Source organism: Mesorhizobium sp. B2-6-2, from assembly GCF_006440615.1.
GTDB lineage: Bacteria > Pseudomonadota > Alphaproteobacteria > Rhizobiales > Rhizobiaceae > Mesorhizobium.
Genome location: NZ_VFUG01000010.1, coordinates 155,223 through 173,777 on the forward strand (window position 1 = coordinate 155,223; position 18,555 = coordinate 173,777).

Consider the following 18,555-nt stretch of genomic DNA (forward strand, 5'->3'; position numbering starts at 1 on the left):
TTGCTTAGCATCGACACTTTCGGAGAAATCTTTGGGCAGCAGCGTCAGCACGACCTTCAGATACTGCTCGGGCTTTTCGGCCCGCACAGCGGCGATGACGCCTGCGCCATGGGCGCGGAAATCGGCGCGAAGCGCGGCGGCGAAATCGTCGACGAGCGTCCTTCGCGAGCGCTTCGGGCGGGGGCACGGAGCGGCAGCGGCTTGGGTGGCTTTCGGCTTTCGCCTCGCCCGCTTCGTGCCGACGGGCTCGCGGCGCCTGCTTTCGTCAACCATGCGTGACCGCATCCGATGGTGCTGCTTTCGCCGCCTTCGCCTTGCGGACCTTGCGGGCCGGTTTCCTGCGTCGCCTTGCGCTGGCCGGCTTGGCGGGCTTGGCATCGGCGGACGGCGCGGACATTGCCTTCAGCCCCGCCGTGGCTGTGCGGACCGCAGCCGGGCCGAGGCCCTGGCGCGGGAAACCGAAACCGGCGACGGCTTCATCAAGGCCACCCCGCACCATACCGATGCGCACGCCCGGCGCGACCTGCTCGACACGGCCCGAGCGCTGCGGAAGGCTTGCGCCTTCGAATTCGCCGATAGCGCTGACGATCTCGGCGCCGTCGTCGGCGGTGATGATGGTGGCATAGCGTGGCATCTGGGCCTCGATGTTGAAAGCGCCGCAGGACAGGGAAGGCGCCGACAGCGCTTCGAACGAATGGATGGCGCGAAAAACAAAAAACCCGCCGGGCGGCGGGTTGTTGGCGCAAATCAGCACCATGGAGAAAATAGTAGCATAGCTGCCTTCACCAGGCAACAGCTTCTAGGTACATTTTCCTAAATTGCTCGAAATGCCGGCGGCAAAGCGCGCCGTGCGCCACACCTATAGATTGAAACGCCGGGCCAGATCACCGCAAATTTTTGTCGGAACCAACCCTGGTCCGACGGGTTGCACTCTTAGTCGCAACGCGACAGACGACCGTCTCGCAACAGAGGAGAAGAGATCATGCTTACGAAGATTCTTGCAGCTTCGGCCTTGACCATCGGCCTCGCGACGGCGGCGATGGCCCAGAACGCCGGCGCCGGAAATGATGGCGCGGGCAGCGGCCAGACCGTTACCGTCAACCCGAAGACGCCGGCCGCGCCGTCGCCTGACCAGGCCCCTCCGCCCGATACCGGCACGACCGGCAGCATCACAGGCGGCGACATGAATTCGAACGCCGACAAGAACTGCGCGAATAATCCGCAGGGCGCAATGGGCGATGCCAACAACAGCACCGCCACCACGGTGCAGCCGAACGTGAACGACAACAACTGCGGCAAGTAGCTGCGGCAAGCAAGGGCATCGGGCTTGGACCAAGGGCCGTGGAGTTCGCTCCGCGGCCCTCGTCTTTTGGCCTGGCGGCGCGCCTGCGGAAACCGCGGCGGAACAATGGCACGGCTTGGCCGTTCGTTCCCAGGAGGCAAAAAGGAGAGACCGATGGCAGACAATGACACCAGCACCACCAATTCAGCCAACGGCAACGCGAAAACCGCCGCCGCGCGCGCCACGCGCAACCGTCCCGCGTCCCGCAGCAGCGCACGAGCCTCGCGGGCATCGGAAGACGCGATGAAGAAGCAGATCGCCGAGTTGAAGCGCGAGGTGAACCGGCTGAACCGCACGCTTTCCGAACAGGCCGCAGAGACCGCGCATGGCTGGTATCAGGGCGCGGCCGACCGGGCCTCGACCCTTTACAGCGGCGCCTCCGACCGCGCGTCGCGCGCGGCGAGCCAGTTGCGCAGCCAGGCGCATAGCGTTTCGGAAACCGTGCAGCAGAACCCCGGCACCTTCTCGACCGCGATGTTGATCGGCGGCCTGGTCGGCTTGCTGGCCGGCATGGCGATCAGCCGAAGCTCCGCCGCCGAGCCGGACTGGCTGCATCGCTGGCACAGGTAGGCATTTCCGGCCCGGCTAGAGAGCCGACCCGGAAAACGACAGTGAGTAAGGGTTGCTTTGCGGCGACCGCGCGGAAGGAAAGGCCAGGCCGTCGCGCCCGGCCTTTTTCTTTCCCCGCCGGCGTTCAGTTTCCGAGGTTGTGCTGGGGCCTGCTCTGTTCCGGCGGCCGTCCCGGGCTGGTCATTAGCCGGTGCTTATGGGATCATTCCCCAAGGGAATCGCGGAGAGCAGGCATGGACAAACCTGCCATGGCATCCGTCTTTCGGATGCGGCATGTGCCAGCAAGCATTTCGGGCGTTCGCAGCCTGGGCCGGGGCCAGGCCGATCCGATCTTCCATTCGAGACCGCTCGGCGAAGCGATCCGCTTCATCGCCCAGGCCGAGGGCCAATATGACCTCAGCGCCGTCGCTGTCTTCTACGGCGACCGCCAGACGCCGCCGCTCGGCAACCGCGAGATCAGGCGGCTTTGGAGCGAGTATGGAGAGCGGTGGATGGAGGCCTAAGCGAGGCTCGCGCATCTCCGGATCGTAACCGCGGCTCGCGCGTTTCATCCCGGTCAATGGGAGCAAAAGCCATGAATGTCGCCAATCTGCAGCTCGAGGGCCTCCTGATGGCCGTCGCTTCGGTCAACCAGGTGCTGGTGCGCAAGGGCGTGCTGACGGTCGAGGAGATCGACATCGCGCTGCGCAAGGCGGAGGCCAGCGAAACCAGCGAGGAGCGCTCGGAAGGCATGTCGGCCTCGAGCCGCGACGCCGTCAACTTCCCGATCCGGCTGCTCGAACTCGCCAACCAGTGCCAACCGGAGGCCGACATGCCGTCCTTCTCGAAGCTGGCGCGCATGGTCGGCCAGATGAAAGAGCCGTATAACGATCAGATGTGAGCGTGTGGGAAGGCGCCCTGTCTTGAAATGTTGGCGCCGCCCCTCATCCGGCCTTCGGCCACCTTCTCCCCGTAGAACGGGGAGAAGGAAAGTTCATGCCCTGCCCGGCCAACCCTGCTTGAGGGCCAGCACGCTGCCCGGGCCGTGGACGGCGGCGTAGAGCAGGCCGGCGGCGAACGGGAAATGCGACATGAAGGCGCCAAACTCGGCCTGGTTTCCGGCCCAGTGCGACGGGCCGTGAAAGGCGAAGCCGAGGAAGATGACATAGACCGCGCCGATCAGCGCCAACGGCGTCTGATAAGCGCCGGTGAGGAAGGCGATCACCAGCAACGCTTCGAGGATCGCCGCGCACCAGGCCAGGAACAGCGGAAACGGGAAGCCGGCGGCCGCGATGTAGCCGGCGGTGGCGCCGATATCCATCAGCTTGAAGGCGACGGCCATCGCGAACATCGCGGCGAAGATCAGGCGGGCGATGAGGATGGCGGCGGTCTGCCAGGTCGATTGCATTTCCACGATGTTCCTCCGGATTGTTGAAGCGGTTGATGCCCCCAAGGACGGGCGGAGGGAGTTGGTTCCGACAGGCGCTGGAAAAATTGTTTTGGCGGGGACGCGGCGCCTCGCCTTCTCCCCTTGTGGGAGAAGGTGGATCGGCGCGACAGCGCCGAGACGGATGAGGGGTGTTCCAGCGAAGTGAGACGTCGGTATTCCCTGGAACACCCCTCATCCGTCCGCTTCGCGGCCACCTTCTCCCACAAGGGGAGAAGGAGAAAGTTGCGGCGGATGGCTGATCGAATCCCGAACGGTGCCGTATTCGGCGCCCCAGCGGTCCGTCATGGCGCAGCGGATGTCCCAGAGCTCGGGGAAGAAGCGGTGGCGGGCGCCGCCTTCGAGGATCTCCACCGGCCTGCCTTTCAGCGACTTCGCGCCGAGCCCGATCGAGCGGTGGATCAGATAGAGGTGATTGGCGCGGAATTTCTGGAACAGCTCGTCGAACTCGATCAGCGCCTCGGCCACGACATAGGAATCGCCGTGGTCATAATGCTCGTCATAGATATCCTCCACGGTCAGCCCGCGGCCGTCGAGATAGGCATGCCTGAAGGCCCGCCAAAGGTCCGGCGGCAGGCGCAGCAAAAGCTTGAAGCCCGGCGATTCCTGGCCGCTGCCATTGCCGAGCTGCAGGCGGATCTGCTGGTACTCCTTGGGCGACATGGTCTCCAGGAGGTCGAGCTGCGCCGTCATCATGCGCATCAGCCGGTGCACGCGGCCCATCAGCGTCACGATGCGATGCGTGTCCTGTTTCTCCAGATAGTCGAGGACATCGATCAGCGTGTAGGCGATGAGCTTCATCCACAGTTCCTCGACCTGGTGCACGATCTGGAACTGCAGCTCGTCGGCGTTGACCATGTCGGAGAGCGGTTTTTGGCAGGTCAGAAGCTTGTCGCATTGCAGGTAAACGCCGTAGTCGCGCATCTCGGGGGCCTCGATGCGGGCGTGATAGTCCGTCTTGTCCATGGCTTATCCTCCTCGCGGCAGGTTTTCGACCTGGCGACAAGGATAGCGCTTTCGGCTTGAACATTGTTCCTTTCTGTTATTCAAATGACGTGGAATGAAGGACGATCGTCGATATCTTTCGTCATATTGGAGAACAAATGACGCTGGATGCTCTCGACCGTAGAATAGTCGCCGCACTTGAGCGCGACGCGCGCATCTCCTTCGGCGAACTCGCCGAGGAGGTCGGCTTGAGCAAGACGCCTTGCTGGAAACGGGTGAAGGCGTTGGAAGAGGCCGGCGTTATCCGCGGATATTCGACCCGCATCGACCCGGCCAGGATCGGCTTCGGCATCGAGGCCTTCATTCAGGTGTCGATCGACTTCGAGGTGTCGGATGTCTTCGAGGCGGCGGTGAAGAAGCACCCGCTGATCCGCCGCTGCCACGCCACCACGGGCGAAGCCGACTATGTGCTCCAGATCGTCACCGTCGACATGATGGCGCTCGACCGGATGCTGCGCGAGGAGCTCAGCCGCCTGCCCGGCGTGCGCCGCACGGTTACTTCAATGGCGATGCGCGAGATCAAGGGCGACATCTCGTTCGCCGAGGCGGCGGCGCGTGCGCTGAGGGGATAAGGCGAGCGCCAAATTGAGACGTCGGCTCGACGGCACCCCTGTCGGCAATCGAGCCGTGATCGCTGGCCGCGCAGGCCCGCGCCGCACGGTGTCTTTATGGCGACGCGAGGCGATCTACTGGTTGGAGGACGCGTGACGAGAATATGGGAGCCTGTTCACGGCCGGCTCCCGCTCCACCTTTTCCTTCTCCGCGTCGGCCTTGCGTTTCGGGCATTCCTCGAAATCATGGTCGCGGCCGCCGCAGTAGGAGCAGCACTTGGCTGGAGTGTCGGGGTAAAGCATCGAGACCATTCCCAAGAATGCACCAAAACGTTTCCCGTTGCAGCAATCGCGTGAAGACGCTGCAATCGCCGTTCAGCCCGATGCGCAGACGTCGCAGTGGCAGGAGCTCGCCGCGTGCGCGGCGGGCTCCCGCTCAATCACCGCTCACGCATGAGCGTGGGGATGACGGAAGTCCCAGACAGCCCAGGCCGATGCCGCGACCACCAGCACGCCGAGAACGACATGCGTGGCCATGACATACGTGTCAGCCGCGAAGTGTAGCAACCAGGGCGACACGATCAGCCAGAGCCCGAGGACGACGTTTACCCATTCTTCCCATTCGGCGAACACCGAAAGCGTCGCGAGCGCCAGCGCGCCGAGAAGAACGCCGACAATCCAGGCGTTCCACGCAGGCACCGTTGCCGCGGTGAATCCGATGACCCATGGTGAGATGAACAGGCAAATCGCCAGGATCAGGGTGATCCAGTCCTGGCTCTTTCTTGCTTCCATCAGTTTGCTTGGCATGACAACCTCCATAGACGAAGCTTGACCAAAGCAACTGTATCCGCGTGGACATTGCACGCTTAGCGATTGATGTAATTACGTTTCTATCAGGCTGCAAGTGGCGGTCGGGCGGGCCTGAAACGCGCGTCGCCCGGCGTGGGACGGCAGAAATCCCGCCGCCTGCCGCTCAGACGCTGAAGTCGGCGTCGCTCTCTACCCCCAGCTGCGGAACGACGATAGCCTCGAGCGGCGCGTCGAGCGTCCATTTCACGCTGCCGGGCGAACGCTCGAGGCTTGAGGAACCGCTCAGCGACTGCGGCGCCACCCGCTGCAGCACCACGGTGCCAAAACCCTTGCGCTCACTCGTCTTCTGCTCAGCACCAACGGCCGTCGCGCCGGATGTCTCGTGCCACAGAAGATGAAAGCGCCGCTGCGCTTGCGGGCCGGGCTCGACCTGCCAGGTGATTTCGATGCGGCCGCCTTCACCCGCCAGCGCGCCATATTTGGATGAGTTGGTGCCCAGCTCGTGGAAGGCCATGCCGAGATTCTGCACGGCGTTGGACTGCAGCGTCAGGAGCGGCCCGGAAAGCGAGATGCGCTCCTCATGGCCGAAAGGCTTCAGATGCTCCTGGATCAGGTCGAACAGGCTGGCGCCGGCCCATTCGGAGGTGACCAGGAGATCGTGCGAGCGCGACAGCGCCATGATGCGCGAACGGATCAGTTCCTCGAACTCGCCCGGATCGGTCGAGCGCTTGCTGGTTTCCCTGATCATCGACAGGATCACGGCGAACTGGTTCTTCACGCGATGGTTGACCTCGCGCATCAAGAGCCGGATGCGGCGCTCGCTTTCCTTGGCAGCGCTGATATCGCGGGCGATTGTCGAGGCGCCGATGATCTCGCCCGCATTGTTCTTGATCGGCGAAATCGTCAGTGAAACGGTGATCAGCGAGCCGTCCTTGCGCCTGCGCACAGTCTCAAAGCTCGGAATGCGCTCCCCCTTGCGGATGCGGCCGATGATCTCGGTTTCCTCGTCTTGCATATGCTCTGGGATCAGCATCAAGATCGACCGGCCGATGGCCTCTTCGGCGGTATAGCCGAACATGCGTTCGGCCGCGTGGTTCCAGTCGGTGATCACGCTGCCCAGAGTCTTGCCGACGATGGCGTCGTAGGACGAATCGACGATCGCGGCCAAGCGCGCGTCGGCATTCGGATCCTGTCGAAACGTCCCCCCGCGATTGGTCATGGACGGTAATTAGGGCCGGCCGAGGTCAAGGCAATCTGCCGCGAGCGAGCGTGCATTTGCTCAGGGTTTCGGGTCGCTGGAGCCATCTGCGGCCTTCCGATCCAGCGATATCACGCCGAAATCCTGCGACTTCGCGCCCAGGCCAGCGGCCAGAAACCCATCGGATGCCAGTCCACGGCGCAAAAGCTCGCGCACGGCGGCCGAGCGGCTTGGCATGCGTTTTTCGAAACGCCAGTTTTCCAGCGCCGCCAATTCCTCGTCGGTCAGCATGATCTGCAACCGTTGCGGCCGTTCAAGCTCAACCACTTCCTCCTCCATCCGAGCCGAATGCTGTGAGTTAGTATCTGCCTAACTGTGAGTAGAAATAGGAAGCGGCCATAAGGCGTCAAGAGGGGATGATTTGCCGACCGGCAATGAAGCCAACGATGCTAAGGATGCGGTGAAACTGCGTTTGATATACTTTGCTAACCAGCTGATTTATTTATTGATTTTAAAATTTGTGTATTGCCAACCGCACTGCTCCAGCGCATGGTTGCAACAGAGGGATAGACCCCCGCGAAAGGAGGGTTTTCCAATGATGCGAGGATTTTCCAACCGGCTGCGCGACGACTCTCACTGCAAGGTCCAGCAGGCCCTGCGGATCGACGGCATCGTCAACATAATCCGGGTTGCGGAAGAAATCAGGCTCAAGAACCTCGCCGACAACATCGCCCGCGAGGACATAGAAAGCCTGGTGATGCAAATCGCCCAACTTTACGGGGCGCCGATCGAGTTCGACGACCAGGCCTTGACGGCGCTCGACCTGCCGGAAGTCACGGGCGGCGACAACCGCAACGACCTCGAAAGAGCCCTGTGGGAGCACTCGCTGCCCGACGCGCGGATCGATTTGCTGCAGCTCGACGAATAGCGGGCGCCGCCGGCAGCAGGCCGGTGCCCCCCGACGCCGCTCAGTCCCTGGCGGCCAACTCGCCCAGAATGCCGAGCCCCGTCTCATACCGGTCCGGCGCAACGCCCGCCTGATGAGCTTGCCACAGATTGTCGCGCAGGTCGGCTATTTTGACCGGCAGGGCAAGCTCGTTCGAGGCGGCGCGGAAAATGAAGCCCTCCTCGCTCTCGTCCATGCGCCTGGTCAGCGCATCGACCGCCGCCACCACCGGCAGGCCGAAGCCGGCGCCGTGCAGCCGCTCGAGACTCCAACCCTCGCCTTTCTCGACCACGTCATGCAGATAGGCAACCGTCTTTTCGTCCAGCGTTTCGACCGCATCGGCAACCCGTCTCAGATGTTCGATGTAGGGTCTGCCGGTCTTGTCTTTCTGACCTCGATGGGCCTGCTCGGCGATTTTGGCGGCCTGGTGAAGCATGGTCCTTCCGATCTCGTCACGATAAAGCCCGTCCCGGCGAGGGACGGCCGAGGCGGGCTTGCTCGGGTCGGAACCCGGTCCGGATGGCGCGCCTTCGGGGAACTGCGCGCCATCATGCATGCAAAAACCTCGGCACCGGCCTAATGTTCCAACACCGCCGGATTTTTGAGGATGCGCCATCGCCAATCCGCGCCACCCGTTCCAGGCGGGATGCCAGCACCTGAGGCGCGTCGCTGAAAGGGATTCAGACGACACGCTTTAGGTCTTTGTTTTGATGCTCGTCGTCCCAGAGCCGCTGCGCACTTGTTGGCGACATGCATTAAAAAGAAGCCCGGACCAGGAGCCGGGCAAGAGAGGTCTTGGGAACATGCTGACCGGGGGTCACGTTCAGCGTTTGCTAATTTGGCGGTTCATTATGACGGCCAGATGAAGGCACATTCGTCCGCATCGTTGTGCTCAGTGCCTGCCTCGACGCAGAAAGAGCTTTCGACAGGAACTTCGCGGTCGTGTTGCCGTTAGCCCTCCGTGTCCAACAGGAGGTCCGGCCATGGACTGGAACCGCGTCGAAGGCAATTGGAAGCAGGTGAAGGGCAAGGTGAAGGAAAAGTGGGGCAAGCTGACCGACGACGATCTCGACCGTATCGCCGGCAAGCGCGACCAGCTCGAAGGCATGATCCAGGAACGCTACGGCCTGGAGAAGGATCGCGTGCGCCGCGACATCGACGACTGGTACAGGATGCAGGGCTGGTAACAGCCGGCTCCCCAAAAACGAAGGGCGTTGCCTCGCGGCAGCGCCTTTTTGCGTAAGCCGGTCAAGCCCGCCCGACGGCGGCATATCCGTCTCGACCTGCAGGTCGGGCGGCATGAATGGCTCCGACGGGCTGCCATGGCCGAGTTCCACCCGCGCTGCGGGCGCGCCGTATTTACCCGGATTGGCTTGCCTTCGCGAGGCTCCTGGCGCGCCGCCTTGCGGCGGTTCCAGAAAGCGAATCAGCCTCGGATCTCATGGTCCGCCGCCGGCGAGACGCCCCGGATGTCAAATTGCGGAAACGGATGAAACATGCCGCCGCCTCGACAGTTCCTACCGGAAGGAGTTGGCTCATGATCAACCGAGACGATGGCGCCCAATCCGGCGACGGCAAAGCGGCTCAACCAGCGCAGGGCGATGTGGAATTGCTTGCCCGCCGTCTGGCAAAGGATATGGACATCTCGGAGGACGAAGCTCGCGAGCTGATCGAGCTTATCGGCCCCGACTGGACTTCACTGGTGAGAGAGGCGAGGTTTCTCAAGGGACGGTACTGATCAAGGCTTGTCGAGATGATTTTCCCGCAGCCGGGCGACCATTTCGGGAAGGGATGAACCCAGCCCTGCCTCCACCGCCCGCTCAGGCCGCGCCGTTATTTGGCGGCGGCCTTCTTCTTCACCTTCTTTACCGGCTCCTCTACCGGCTCCTGCGCCAGCCTGGCCTTGCGAAGACGCGCCGTCTTGGCAACTCTGGCCGCCGCCTCGCTGTCGATGATGGCGCGCGCGGTTTTTGTAGTCGCCTCGTTCTTGGCGTCGCCTTTCGGCTTGAACACATTCGTATCAGCCATGTGCTACCTCGCTATGCAAATGAAAAAGGCCGGGCGAACCCGACCTTCCCTCAAAGCCCCAGCGCCTGTGCCGGTACATCCGTGGTCAAAGGCGCCGACGCATGGCTTAGGCTGCCTGGAGGTTCTCCGCGGCGCTCTTGCCGCTGCGAGCGTCCTTGACGACGTCAAAGCTTACCTTCTGGCCTTCGACGAGAGAACGCATCCCTGCGCGCTCTACGGCGGAGATGTGAACGAACACGTCCGGCTGGCCGCCGCCCTGTTCGATGAAGCCAAAGCCCTTGGTGGCGTTGAAAAACTTCACGGTTCCAGTAGTCATACGATTTCCTTTCAAATCGACGCAAATTACCGCCGCTTGGCCGAATGCCAAACGTCACGGTTTTCGAAATTGAGAGGGAAGATCGTCGGGCGCAAAGGCCCTGAAACAACGTTCGTTCAACAAGATCGATATCACACATATAGCGTTTAAACTGACTCCCGGCAAGACAACCCTCGATATATTTATGCAGGGCCCTTTTCGGCACCCGACCGGATCCGCCCTCTGATGCGAAGATGACGATGACGGCGGAACCGACATCATCGCCGCCAGTTACTCACCATCTTCGTTAGCTCTTGCTCATCTACGCAAAAACACCTGTCCGAGCCTGTCGTACAAGTCGCTCCGATTATCCCTGGCCTCGGCTGCCATTGCGCTAGCGCTCGGCCGGGCATGGAAGAAGCAACGATGGCCGAAGTCCGTTCGCACATCGAGAGAGAACAAAGCACCACGTCGGCAAAGGGACCCTTGCAACGGTTCCTGCGTATGATCGGCCCCGGTTTTATCACCGGCGCATCCGACGACGATCCCTCCGGTATCGGAACTTACAGCCTGGCCGGCGCGCAGCTCGGTTTCGATATCGGCTGGACCATGCTGTTCACCTTCCCGCTGATGGCGGCCATCCAGGAGATCGCCGCCCGCATCGGCCGCACCACGGGCAAGGGGATTTCCGGCAATCTCAGCAGACACTATCCCGCCTCGCTGCTCTACGTCGTGGTGGTGCTGCTTTCCGTCGCCAACGTCATCAATATCGGCGCCGACCTCAGCGCCATGGCGGACGCGTTGGAGCTGCTCATCGGCGGGCCGAGCCCGCTCTATGTCATCGCATTCGCGATCGTCTGTATCTGCACGATCGTTTTTCTCGACTACACCCGCTACGTGAAAGTGCTCAAATGGACAACCTTGAGCCTCTTCGCCTACGTCATTGCGATGTTCGCCGCGAATGTAGCCTGGGCCGATGCGGCCAAAGGCCTGTTTGTTCCGCACGTTGAATGGAGTGGCGCTTTCTTCACCACGCTGCTCGCGATCCTCGGCACGACGATCTCGCCTTACCTTTTCTTCTGGCAGGCCTCGCAGGAGGTCGAAGAGGAGGAACTCAAGCCAAGCGCCAAACCGCTGCGATGGGCGCCGTGGCAAGCTTCCAGGGCATTCCGGCGGATACGCGCCGATACGCTGGTCGGAATGGCATTTTCGAATTTGATAGGTGTCGCGATCATCTTCACCACGGCCGCCACGCTTCACAAGGCGGGGGTGACCGACATTGCTTCGTCCACCGACGCTGCCAAGGCTCTGGAGCCGGCCGCCGGAAAGTTCGCCTTCATCATTTTCTCGATGGGAATTATCGGCACCGGGCTCCTGGCTGTGCCGGTGCTGGCGGGGTCAGCGGCTTTCGCCGTCGGCGAAGCCCTGCACTGGACGGTGGGGCTGCAGCGCAAGCCGAAGGAAGCGTTGGCGTTTTACGTCACACTCGCCGCCGCGACGGCTCTTGGCACCGGGATCATGTTTACCCCGATCGACCCGATCAAGGCGCTTTACTGGAGCGCCGTCATCAACGGCATATGCGCCGTTCCCGTACTGATCGTCATGATGCGGATGGCCGGCAGCAAGGACATCATGGGTGAATTCCCGGTTCAGGGTTGGCTGCGCGCGCTGGGATGGCTAACGACAATGACAATGGCAGCCTCGTCGGTGGGCCTCATCGCGCAGTGGTTTGCGTGAATCCCGAGCAGGGAAAAGCGGTCTTTCAGATGCGACAGGCGGCGATTCATGCGTCGATCCGGCCAATTGCCTGGACGCGGCGGTGCTTCGTCGTCGTCAATAACAATTGATGCTTTTAGCTGTGTCGCCGCATGTATTTCTTTCTGGAACAAGTTTGATCAGGCCGTGTTGGTGATGATCCAACCCCACCAGGAGATTCAGAAATGGCGACGACGAAAGCGGCCTCGAACAAGGGCCTCAACGAACTTTTCCATGACACGCTGAAGGATATCTATTTCGCCGAGAAGAAAATCCTGACGACGCTGCCCAAGATGGCAAAGGCGGCGCAGGACGATGCCCTGAAAATGGCCTTCGAGAAGCATCGCGACCAGACGGAGGAACATGTCGCCCGTCTCGAGGAAGTGTTCGAGGTGATCGACAAGAAACCGGCGGGCAAGACTTGTGCCGCCATCATGGGCATCACCGAGGAAGGTGCCGAGATCATGGACGAGTACAAGGGCTCGCCCTCGCTCGACGCCGGCTTGCTGGCTGCCGCCCAAGCCGTCGAGCATTACGAGATCTCTCGCTACGGCACGCTCAGGACCTGGGCGCAGGAACTCGGCCTGACGGAGGCCGTCACCTTGCTCGACAAGACGCTGAACGAAGAAAAAGAAACGGACGCCGCGCTCACCCAGCTTGCCGAATCCGCGGTCAACGTCGCGGCTGAAGCCGCATAGCGGACGATCTTAGCTGTTTGTTGGACCGATAATCCGTCGTGGATGGCAGAATTGGCGCGCCGGTTCTTGCAGCGATGCCGGGCCTCTTGACGGTCAAGATCTACAAACCCATATCGCCGCTGAGCTTGGGCCGCTGTCGGCACCAAGCCGTTGCCTGAACTCAATTGTTCGTTCGATTGGAGGACGTTATGAACGATCGCATGTTCGACAGCCCTGTTTTCGTGAAGAGCGGAGACAGCCTCATCCAGGAAATCGCGTGCCTGGAAGATGCCCTGGAATTTCTCTACGCGTGGCCCAAGAACAGGCGCGGAACCATCTTTGAAACGGCACTTCGTGCCTGCCAGCGGGCATTCGACAGCGGCTATCCGCTGACTGCCGCCAGAGATGCCTTTAGCGGTTTCGCAAGGTCGGTCAAAATTCTCGAGGACGTGAGTATCCCCTTGCCATGGATGACCGGCAAAGGCGGCCGCGGCGGCGGGCTGACTGCTTGAAAGTTTCGCGGCTATGGCAGTTCGCGATGCTTTCCGAACCCTTTGAGAAACCCCTTCGCGTTTGGGTCGGACTGGGCTTTCCCCGGCAACTGAACACCGTCGTCGATGCCTATCAGTTCGCGACCGACTGGTGCGGCAATAGCCCGGAGCAGAAAGCGGCTATCCGTGCCTGCAAGGCAGCTTTGGTCGGCGACGTCGACGCGGAAACCGCGCGAGGCGTTTTCGCCGCATTCGCGCGCAAGAAGGATATCCTTGTCGAGGACGGACCAATCCCCCCCGCGATAGAAAAAGCTCGGCCGTCAGATCACCGATGACGATCGGGGCGCGCCCCGCGACCGCTGTCGGGGCGCCTCACAGCGTGCGGCGTGTCATCCGGTCCGCCCCTTGGCACCGGATCGTTGGCCTCGAATGAACGCCCACCAGTCGCGGGAATGGTGGGCGTTCAAACAGTTGACGATGAAGGGACTCAAATATCCGTCAAACCGTCCCCCAACCACCAACGGCGGGCTAAGGTTTCACTGCTTGGACCAAAGCGGCGCTGCGTGCGACTTCAGTCCCAAGTGAGTGGTATGTTGCGGCCGGCCAGCCTGTCTTCCCGGTTTCCAGCAAGTGCCTCATGCCGCCACCGTCGTGGAGGAACATCGGCTAAATGGAACCTCGATCCTGATTGTCTGTTCATTGGAAGGCGGGCCAACATGAACAGATCGTCGCTTCATCTTCTCAAGGGTACAGGATACCTGATTTCCACGGTGAGCGTGATCCTGCTGGCGATCGTCAGTTGGGACGGCGCGTCGAAAAGTCCGTTGCTGATTGCTTGTCTGCTCGGCGGAGCCGCTACCTCGGTTATCGGCATGTTCTGCCGCTGGCTGTCCTACGAAATCGAGAAACGGCAGGAAGAACGGCGGTAAGGCCCGAGCCTGGCGACGAGGCCGTGTCAGTCTGAGCGGCGCAAGACCCGCGTGACAAGCAGAGTGATCAGGCTACCGAGGACAATCCATAGGACGATCCCGCCGCCGGATGCCCGAGGCGCCGCCGCGCCGACACTTGCACCAGCGTCGGCCGGCATCGTCGTCCCGGGTTTGGCCACTTTTTCGATATGGTGTGGCGCAGCCCGGTCGGTTGCAATCGCGACGACCGGCGCGAGGTCGCGCCGGCTGCCGCGCCGTACGGAATAGGCGCGGGTAATCTCGGCGCCGAAAAGAAAAATCTGTGCCGAATAATAGACCCAGACCAGCACGACCATCAGCGCGCCCGCCGCGCCGTAGGACGTCGCGATGGCGCTGGTGCCGATGTACCAGCCGATCAGCGATTTGCCGATGGTGAAGAGCAGCGCCGTGACCGCCGCGCCGATGCCGACATCGCGCCATTTGAGCGTGCGGTCCGGCAGGACCTTGTAGATCGCTGCAAAGAGCAGCGCGATCAGCACAAAAGAGACGATCGTGTTGACGCCGCTGACGATCACGCCACCGAACGGCAGGCGCCGGTTGATCAATTCGCTCAGCGCCGAGATCGCCGTGCTTGCCGCGAGCGATACCAGCAGCAGGAAGCCAAGCGCCGCGACGAGACCGAGGCTAGCCGCCCTCGCCCGCACCAGGCGCGACAGCGACACGCCATCGGGCTTCACCTTCCATATCTCGTTGAGCGACTGCTGCATTTCGCCGAAGACGCCCGAGGCGGTGACGAAAAGCGTGACCAGTCCGATGAGCGTGGCAAGCGTGCTTGACCAGCGCTGCGCCGCGCTCTCGATCGTTGCCTTCAGGAGGTCGGCACTTTGCGGCCCCATCACGCCCGATATCTCGGCCGAGAGCGCCAGTTGCGCGGCGTCATTGCCGATGACGAAGCCGGCAATCGCCACGACAATGAGGAGTATCGGCGCCAGCGAGGTCGTGGCGTAGAAAGCGATTGCCGCTCCGTGGCTCAGCGCATTGTCGGCGATGTAGCCGGCGACACTCTCCCGCAACAGCAGCCAGCCTTCACGAACCCAGCCCGGCATCGTCGCCTCATCTGTTTTGGACCTGCCCTTTGCCGCCAGGTCCGGCTGACGCGGTTCGCAAATCACAATCCCATGCCGGCACAATGGTTCCCAATGGGCGCGGGCACCGACGCCGGATCGCTAAAAACGGCCGCGTATTTGCAATCGGAAACAACGGATTTATATTTAGCTGACTAAGTGATTCATGGCACGGTGAACCGATGGCCAAGAAGAAGCACAGACGGTCGGCTTCCAGTGTTTCGGCGGCTTCCGACGCCGAGATCCTCGAAGCGGCTTATTTTGCCCGCAAATGCGGCCTCACGCGTGAGGAGGCATTGCAGATGATACGCGAGGCCCACAACCTGCCGGCCGTCAGCACGACCAAAGGCGCGAAGCGCAAGCATTGAACGCTTGTTGTAGAAGACGGGTCTCATTGACCCGTCTGCGGCGGAATTTCGCCCGGCTTGATCACCGGCATTTCGCTGCCCGTCGGGGGCGGCGGCGTCGCGTTCTTGTCGCCTGTCGGCGGCGGCTTCAGCACGCCGCCGCAATTGCCGAGTTTTTCCGACAGTTCATCCGTGTCGGCCTGCTGCTTCTGTTTCTGCTGCTGGTCGTTGGCGTCGGGCTTGGCCTGACAGTTCTGCGCCTGCTGGTCGTTCGGCTGGGCGGCATTCTGGGCCACCGCCGGCAGGGCCGGGATCAGGGTGACGGCTGCAATGAGAAGCGCTTTTTTCATGAGATCCTCCTCATGGGTGTCAGTAACCCCCGATGATCGGCAGGATTTCGCCGGTGATGTAGCTCGAGCATTGCGGCGAGGCCAGGAACACATAGGCCGGCGCGATCTCCTCCGGCTGGGCGGGCCGCTTCATCGGCGTCTTGGCGCCGAACTGCGAAACCTCTTCCGCTTGTTTTTCGGATGGGTTGAGCGGCGTCCAGACCGGACCCGGCGCCACCGCATTGACGCGGATGCCCTTCGAGATGAGGTTGCCGGAGAGAGCGCGGGTGAAGGCGTGAATGCCGCCCTTGGTCATCGAGTAGTCGACCAGTTCCTTCGAACCCTCGATGCCGGTGACCGAACCGGTGTTGATGATGGCCGAACCCGGCGTCATGTGCGGCACGGCTTCCTGAGCCATATGGAAATAGCCGTAGAGATTGGTTTTCAGCGTGGTGTCGAAATGCTCCTCGGTCAGATCGGCGAAATCGGCCGAGTGGATTTGAAAGGCGGCATTGTTGACCAGCACGTCGAGCTTGCCGAAAGCCTTGAGCGTTTCAGCCACCGCCTTGCGGCAGAAGGCGCGTTCGGCGACGTCGCCGCGCAAGGTGATGCAGCGCCTGCCCTCCGCCTCGATCGCGTGCTTCGTCGCCTCGGCATCGCGGTCCTCGCTGAGATAGGCGATGGCGACGTCGGCACCCTCGCGTGCGAACAGCACGGCCACAGCGCGGCCGATGCCGGAATCGCCGCCGGTGATCAGCGCGACCTTGTCCTTGAGCTTGCCCGACCCTTGCCAGAAGGGCGCATCATAAAGCGGCGCGGGCTCGATCGCCCATTCCTCACCGGGTTTGGAATGATGCTGCCTGGGGAAAGGCGGCGTGGGGTATTTGCGCGCGCCGGCCTGCATGGCACCCGGCGCTTCCGGCTTCGGCTTGCCGCGGTCCGTGGCATCGACCTTGCGCTGCACGCCGCGCTGCCTATTCGCGGTCTTCGCCGTGTCTGTCTTCTTGCCAGTGGCTGATTTCCTGGCCGTGCCGGTTTTCGTTCGGCTGCTGGTCGGCATGGTGGTCTCCTTTCGGAGGACAACGCATGCCAACGGAAAAGGTTGGCCCTTGGATCGCCGCACCTGGCCGAGATGCCTGCGCGTACATCAAAGTTAAATGCGGCTGCCCGGCCGCGGTGCTAACGCTTGGTCACTGGGGGACTCTTCAGGAGGAGTCCACATGGACGTTCGAACTCTCATCGGCAGTCTCTCGGCCGCAATGCTGCGCCGGCGCGCGGCAGCGCCGCCAGTCCCCGTCAGGGTGATCCGCGCTTCGCTGGCCGAGGTGCCGCTCAGGCCGCGCCCACGTCCGCCGCACCGCCCGGCGCCGCCAGCCCGGCCCGCGAGCAATATGTAGCCTCGGATTTGCAGCTTCGGACCAGCCGGCCGGATGCAACCGACTGCCGAAGTCATCGTTTATGGCCATCCGCAATTTTTACGGTGAAACATGAAATCCACGCGTACGAACAGCCCGCTTTTTATTCTCGCCGCCGCCATGATTACGGCCGCGCCGTTTGTCGGTCTTGCCTGGCGCACGCGCGAATGGTTCGGATGGTGAAGGACCGATGAGCCGTTTTCTGCCCCTCACCATACGCTTCGTCAGCGGTGGCACGATGGTGGTCACCACCGTCGCCGAGGCCAAGAAGGCGCTCGGAGGCGCATGGAAGAACAAGGAGGCGCCGGCCTATCTCAAAGCGGCCCGGCTGGTGGACGACGCGATCGCCGGCACCTGCCGTCCGGCCATCGCCTTTGCCGCCTTCAAGAAGGTCGCCGCGCAGCAGGGCCTGCTGAGGCCTGCCCAGCCGAGTGCTGCCCTCACCATGCTGGATGAGCTGTGGTCGCGATCCAAGACCCCGCGCAGCTAGATGCCTATCTCGGCTCGCGCGTCATGCTGAGATAGGTTGGATCGAATTCGGCGATCGCAACCAGCCGCTCCCAGTCGAGGATCGTGATCATATGGTTCGTCCAGTTGACCACGTTCATGCGGCGCAGCGTGCCGATGACCCGGTTCATATGGACGACGGAGAGGCCGAGCACGTCGGCGAGCTCAGCCTGCGACAGCGGCAGATGGAAGCTCATCTCGCGGGTCTTTTTCACCACCTGCAGCCTGACGAACAGCTCGCATATCAAATGCGCGAGATGAGAGGTCTTGGAGCGGCGTCCCATGGCCACGATCCATTCGCGATGGATGGCGCCATCGACCAGCGTGTTCAGCCACAACAGCCGGGTAAGGTGCGGCGCCTGCTCGGTAATCGTCTTGAGCTTGCTATGCTCCGCTGCGGCGACATGGCAGGGAGATAGCGCGACGATGCCATGGTCCATCGTCTTCAGCAAAAACGCATGAAGGTCGACGAAATCGCCCGCGACCTGCAGCGAGGTGAACTGGCGGCCGCCCTGCTCCAACACCTTGTAGCGGGCGGCAAACCCGTCGATGATGAGCGTACTGTAGATCGGCCGCGTGCCTTCCGTGGCGATATCCTCACCGGCGGCGACGTATCTTTCCAGCGACATGGCGCCGGCGAGCAGCGCCTTCTCTTCTTCTAACAGGACGTCATGCTGGCCGAGGTTGAGATAAAGCGATTCCAGCATCGGCGCTTCTCCATGCGCAACAGCTAACGCCGCAGGGCTGGGCCGGTTGCAGGCGGCCGCGCAGCAAGGGCCGGCGCGCCGCGGATTCCGCTGAGGATCAACCGCTTGGAACCATGATCGGGGC

General features: G+C 62.3%; 29 protein-coding genes. 16 read left to right on the forward strand and 13 right to left on the reverse strand.

Annotated features, from left to right (window positions below; genetic code table 11):
• Nucleotides 1–279 (forward strand): hypothetical protein, encoded by a 279-nt coding sequence (locus FJ419_RS30845; RefSeq protein ID WP_181170764.1) that lies wholly within the window; start codon nt 1–3, stop codon nt 277–279.
• Here FJ419_RS30845 and FJ419_RS20125 read toward each other — a convergent pair.
• Complete coding sequence (locus FJ419_RS20125; RefSeq protein ID WP_140697191.1) at nt 266–634, reverse strand: hypothetical protein; 369 nt, start codon at nt 632–634, stop codon at nt 266–268. The genes FJ419_RS30845 and FJ419_RS20125 overlap by 14 nt on opposite strands.
• 348 nt (nt 635–982) lie before the next feature.
• Here FJ419_RS20125 and FJ419_RS20130 point away from each other — a divergent pair, with 348 nt between their 5' ends.
• From FJ419_RS20130 to FJ419_RS20145, 4 genes are all read left to right on the forward strand, one after another.
• Nucleotides 983–1,303 carry a hypothetical protein gene (locus FJ419_RS20130; protein WP_140697194.1) on the forward strand — a complete coding sequence of 107 codons (321 nt, stop codon included), beginning with the start codon at nt 983–985 and terminating at the stop codon, nt 1,301–1,303.
• Nucleotides 1,304–1,456: 153 nt separating this feature from the next.
• Nucleotides 1,457–1,912: a hypothetical protein gene (locus FJ419_RS20135; RefSeq protein WP_246679264.1), complete on the forward strand. Its 456-nt coding sequence runs from the start codon at nt 1,457–1,459 to the stop codon at nt 1,910–1,912.
• 233 nt (nt 1,913–2,145) lie between these two features.
• Entirely contained in the window at nt 2,146–2,415 is a 270-nt protein-coding gene (locus FJ419_RS20140) for a hypothetical protein (RefSeq protein ID WP_095768410.1), read from the forward strand.
• Between the two features lie 71 nt (nt 2,416–2,486).
• Nucleotides 2,487–2,792, forward strand: a complete 306-nt coding sequence (locus FJ419_RS20145) for a hypothetical protein (RefSeq protein ID WP_095768409.1) — start codon at nt 2,487–2,489, stop codon at nt 2,790–2,792.
• 93 nt (nt 2,793–2,885) lie between these two features.
• On the opposite strand, the gene FJ419_RS20150 is transcribed toward FJ419_RS20145, so the two are convergent.
• A complete protein-coding gene (locus FJ419_RS20150; protein WP_140697371.1) occupies nt 2,886–3,299 on the reverse strand; it encodes a DoxX family protein in 414 nt (137 codons plus the stop codon).
• Between the two features lie 213 nt (nt 3,300–3,512).
• The gene (locus FJ419_RS20155; protein WP_140697197.1) at nt 3,513–4,304 is read right to left on the reverse strand and encodes a tryptophan 2,3-dioxygenase family protein; all 792 of its coding nucleotides are present in this window, start codon (nt 4,302–4,304) and stop codon (nt 3,513–3,515) included.
• 137 nt (nt 4,305–4,441) lie between these two features.
• On the opposite strand from FJ419_RS20155, the gene FJ419_RS20160 reads away from it, so the two are divergent.
• The gene (locus FJ419_RS20160; RefSeq protein WP_140697200.1) at nt 4,442–4,915 is read left to right on the forward strand and encodes an Lrp/AsnC family transcriptional regulator; all 474 of its coding nucleotides are present in this window, start codon (nt 4,442–4,444) and stop codon (nt 4,913–4,915) included.
• Nucleotides 4,916–5,341: 426 nt separating this feature from the next.
• Here the strand turns inward: FJ419_RS20160 and FJ419_RS20165 are convergent, their stop codons facing one another.
• The 3 genes from FJ419_RS20165 to FJ419_RS20175 form a co-directional block, all read right to left on the reverse strand.
• Nucleotides 5,342–5,701 (reverse strand): SPW repeat protein, encoded by a 360-nt coding sequence (locus FJ419_RS20165; protein WP_095768502.1) that lies wholly within the window; start codon nt 5,699–5,701, stop codon nt 5,342–5,344.
• Between the two features lie 166 nt (nt 5,702–5,867).
• Nucleotides 5,868–6,872 (reverse strand): PAS domain S-box protein, encoded by a 1,005-nt coding sequence (locus FJ419_RS20170; RefSeq protein ID WP_246679267.1) that lies wholly within the window; start codon nt 6,870–6,872, stop codon nt 5,868–5,870.
• Nucleotides 6,873–6,983: 111 nt separating this feature from the next.
• Entirely contained in the window at nt 6,984–7,229 is a 246-nt protein-coding gene (locus FJ419_RS20175; protein ID WP_140543076.1) for a hypothetical protein, read from the reverse strand.
• A gap of 94 nt (nt 7,230–7,323) precedes the next feature.
• Here FJ419_RS20175 and FJ419_RS20180 point away from each other — a divergent pair, with 94 nt between their 5' ends.
• Nucleotides 7,324–7,830, forward strand: coding sequence for a hypothetical protein (locus FJ419_RS20180; protein WP_140697208.1), 507 nt, complete (start codon nt 7,324–7,326; stop codon nt 7,828–7,830).
• A gap of 40 nt (nt 7,831–7,870) precedes the next feature.
• Here FJ419_RS20180 and FJ419_RS20185 read toward each other — a convergent pair whose 3' ends face one another.
• Nucleotides 7,871–8,284 (reverse strand): HD domain-containing protein, encoded by a 414-nt coding sequence (locus FJ419_RS20185; RefSeq protein WP_140543024.1) that lies wholly within the window; start codon nt 8,282–8,284, stop codon nt 7,871–7,873.
• A gap of 547 nt (nt 8,285–8,831) precedes the next feature.
• On the opposite strand from FJ419_RS20185, the gene FJ419_RS20190 reads away from it, so the two are divergent.
• Nucleotides 8,832–9,035 (forward strand): CsbD family protein, encoded by a 204-nt coding sequence (locus tag FJ419_RS20190; RefSeq protein WP_140697211.1) that lies wholly within the window; start codon nt 8,832–8,834, stop codon nt 9,033–9,035.
• A 350-nt stretch (nt 9,036–9,385) separates the two neighbouring features.
• Complete coding sequence (locus tag FJ419_RS20195) at nt 9,386–9,586, forward strand: hypothetical protein (protein WP_140697214.1); 201 nt, start codon at nt 9,386–9,388, stop codon at nt 9,584–9,586.
• Nucleotides 9,587–9,681: 95 nt separating this feature from the next.
• Here FJ419_RS20195 and FJ419_RS20200 read toward each other — a convergent pair whose 3' ends face one another.
• Together FJ419_RS20200 and FJ419_RS20205 are read right to left on the reverse strand one after the other, a co-directional pair.
• Nucleotides 9,682–9,876 carry a hypothetical protein gene (locus FJ419_RS20200; RefSeq protein ID WP_140543027.1) on the reverse strand — a complete coding sequence of 65 codons (195 nt, stop codon included), beginning with the start codon at nt 9,874–9,876 and terminating at the stop codon, nt 9,682–9,684.
• Between the two features lie 106 nt (nt 9,877–9,982).
• Nucleotides 9,983–10,192 carry a cold-shock protein gene (locus FJ419_RS20205; protein ID WP_095768399.1) on the reverse strand — a complete coding sequence of 70 codons (210 nt, stop codon included), beginning with the start codon at nt 10,190–10,192 and terminating at the stop codon, nt 9,983–9,985.
• Nucleotides 10,193–10,597: 405 nt separating this feature from the next.
• Between FJ419_RS20205 and FJ419_RS20210 the strand changes: the two genes are divergently transcribed.
• The 5 genes from FJ419_RS20210 to FJ419_RS20230 all read left to right on the forward strand — a co-directional run bounded on the left by FJ419_RS20210 (nt 10,598) and on the right by FJ419_RS20230 (nt 14,023).
• Nucleotides 10,598–11,908, forward strand: a complete 1,311-nt coding sequence (locus FJ419_RS20210) for a divalent metal cation transporter (RefSeq protein ID WP_140697217.1) — start codon at nt 10,598–10,600, stop codon at nt 11,906–11,908.
• A gap of 203 nt (nt 11,909–12,111) precedes the next feature.
• Nucleotides 12,112–12,624 (forward strand): ferritin-like domain-containing protein, encoded by a 513-nt coding sequence (locus tag FJ419_RS20215; protein WP_140543029.1) that lies wholly within the window; start codon nt 12,112–12,114, stop codon nt 12,622–12,624.
• Nucleotides 12,625–12,812: 188 nt separating this feature from the next.
• The gene (locus FJ419_RS20220) at nt 12,813–13,115 is read left to right on the forward strand and encodes a DUF982 domain-containing protein (RefSeq protein WP_140631353.1); all 303 of its coding nucleotides are present in this window, start codon (nt 12,813–12,815) and stop codon (nt 13,113–13,115) included.
• Nucleotides 13,116–13,141: 26 nt separating this feature from the next.
• Nucleotides 13,142–13,429: a DUF982 domain-containing protein gene (locus FJ419_RS20225; protein ID WP_140697224.1), complete on the forward strand. Its 288-nt coding sequence runs from the start codon at nt 13,142–13,144 to the stop codon at nt 13,427–13,429.
• Nucleotides 13,430–13,810: 381 nt separating this feature from the next.
• Nucleotides 13,811–14,023, forward strand: a complete 213-nt coding sequence (locus FJ419_RS20230; RefSeq protein WP_140697227.1) for a hypothetical protein — start codon at nt 13,811–13,813, stop codon at nt 14,021–14,023.
• A gap of 26 nt (nt 14,024–14,049) precedes the next feature.
• Here FJ419_RS20230 and FJ419_RS20235 read toward each other — a convergent pair whose 3' ends face one another.
• Nucleotides 14,050–15,108: a YihY/virulence factor BrkB family protein gene (locus tag FJ419_RS20235; RefSeq protein ID WP_140697230.1), complete on the reverse strand. Its 1,059-nt coding sequence runs from the start codon at nt 15,106–15,108 to the stop codon at nt 14,050–14,052.
• A 200-nt stretch (nt 15,109–15,308) separates the two neighbouring features.
• Here FJ419_RS20235 and FJ419_RS20240 point away from each other — a divergent pair, with 200 nt between their 5' ends.
• A complete protein-coding gene (locus tag FJ419_RS20240) occupies nt 15,309–15,494 on the forward strand; it encodes a hypothetical protein (protein ID WP_140697233.1) in 186 nt (61 codons plus the stop codon).
• Between the two features lie 23 nt (nt 15,495–15,517).
• Here FJ419_RS20240 and FJ419_RS20245 read toward each other — a convergent pair whose 3' ends face one another.
• Together FJ419_RS20245 and FJ419_RS20250 are read right to left on the reverse strand one after the other, a co-directional pair.
• The gene (locus tag FJ419_RS20245) at nt 15,518–15,823 is read right to left on the reverse strand and encodes a hypothetical protein (protein ID WP_140697240.1); all 306 of its coding nucleotides are present in this window, start codon (nt 15,821–15,823) and stop codon (nt 15,518–15,520) included.
• 19 nt (nt 15,824–15,842) lie between these two features.
• Nucleotides 15,843–16,862: an SDR family oxidoreductase gene (locus FJ419_RS20250; RefSeq protein ID WP_140697245.1), complete on the reverse strand. Its 1,020-nt coding sequence runs from the start codon at nt 16,860–16,862 to the stop codon at nt 15,843–15,845.
• 545 nt (nt 16,863–17,407) lie between these two features.
• On the opposite strand from FJ419_RS20250, the gene FJ419_RS20255 reads away from it, so the two are divergent.
• Nucleotides 17,408–17,707 (forward strand): DUF982 domain-containing protein, encoded by a 300-nt coding sequence (locus FJ419_RS20255; protein ID WP_140543036.1) that lies wholly within the window; start codon nt 17,408–17,410, stop codon nt 17,705–17,707.
• A 4-nt stretch (nt 17,708–17,711) separates the two neighbouring features.
• Here the strand turns inward: FJ419_RS20255 and FJ419_RS20260 are convergent, their stop codons facing one another.
• Complete coding sequence (locus FJ419_RS20260; protein WP_140697250.1) at nt 17,712–18,431, reverse strand: Crp/Fnr family transcriptional regulator; 720 nt, start codon at nt 18,429–18,431, stop codon at nt 17,712–17,714.
• Nucleotides 18,432–18,555 lie beyond the last annotated feature (124 nt).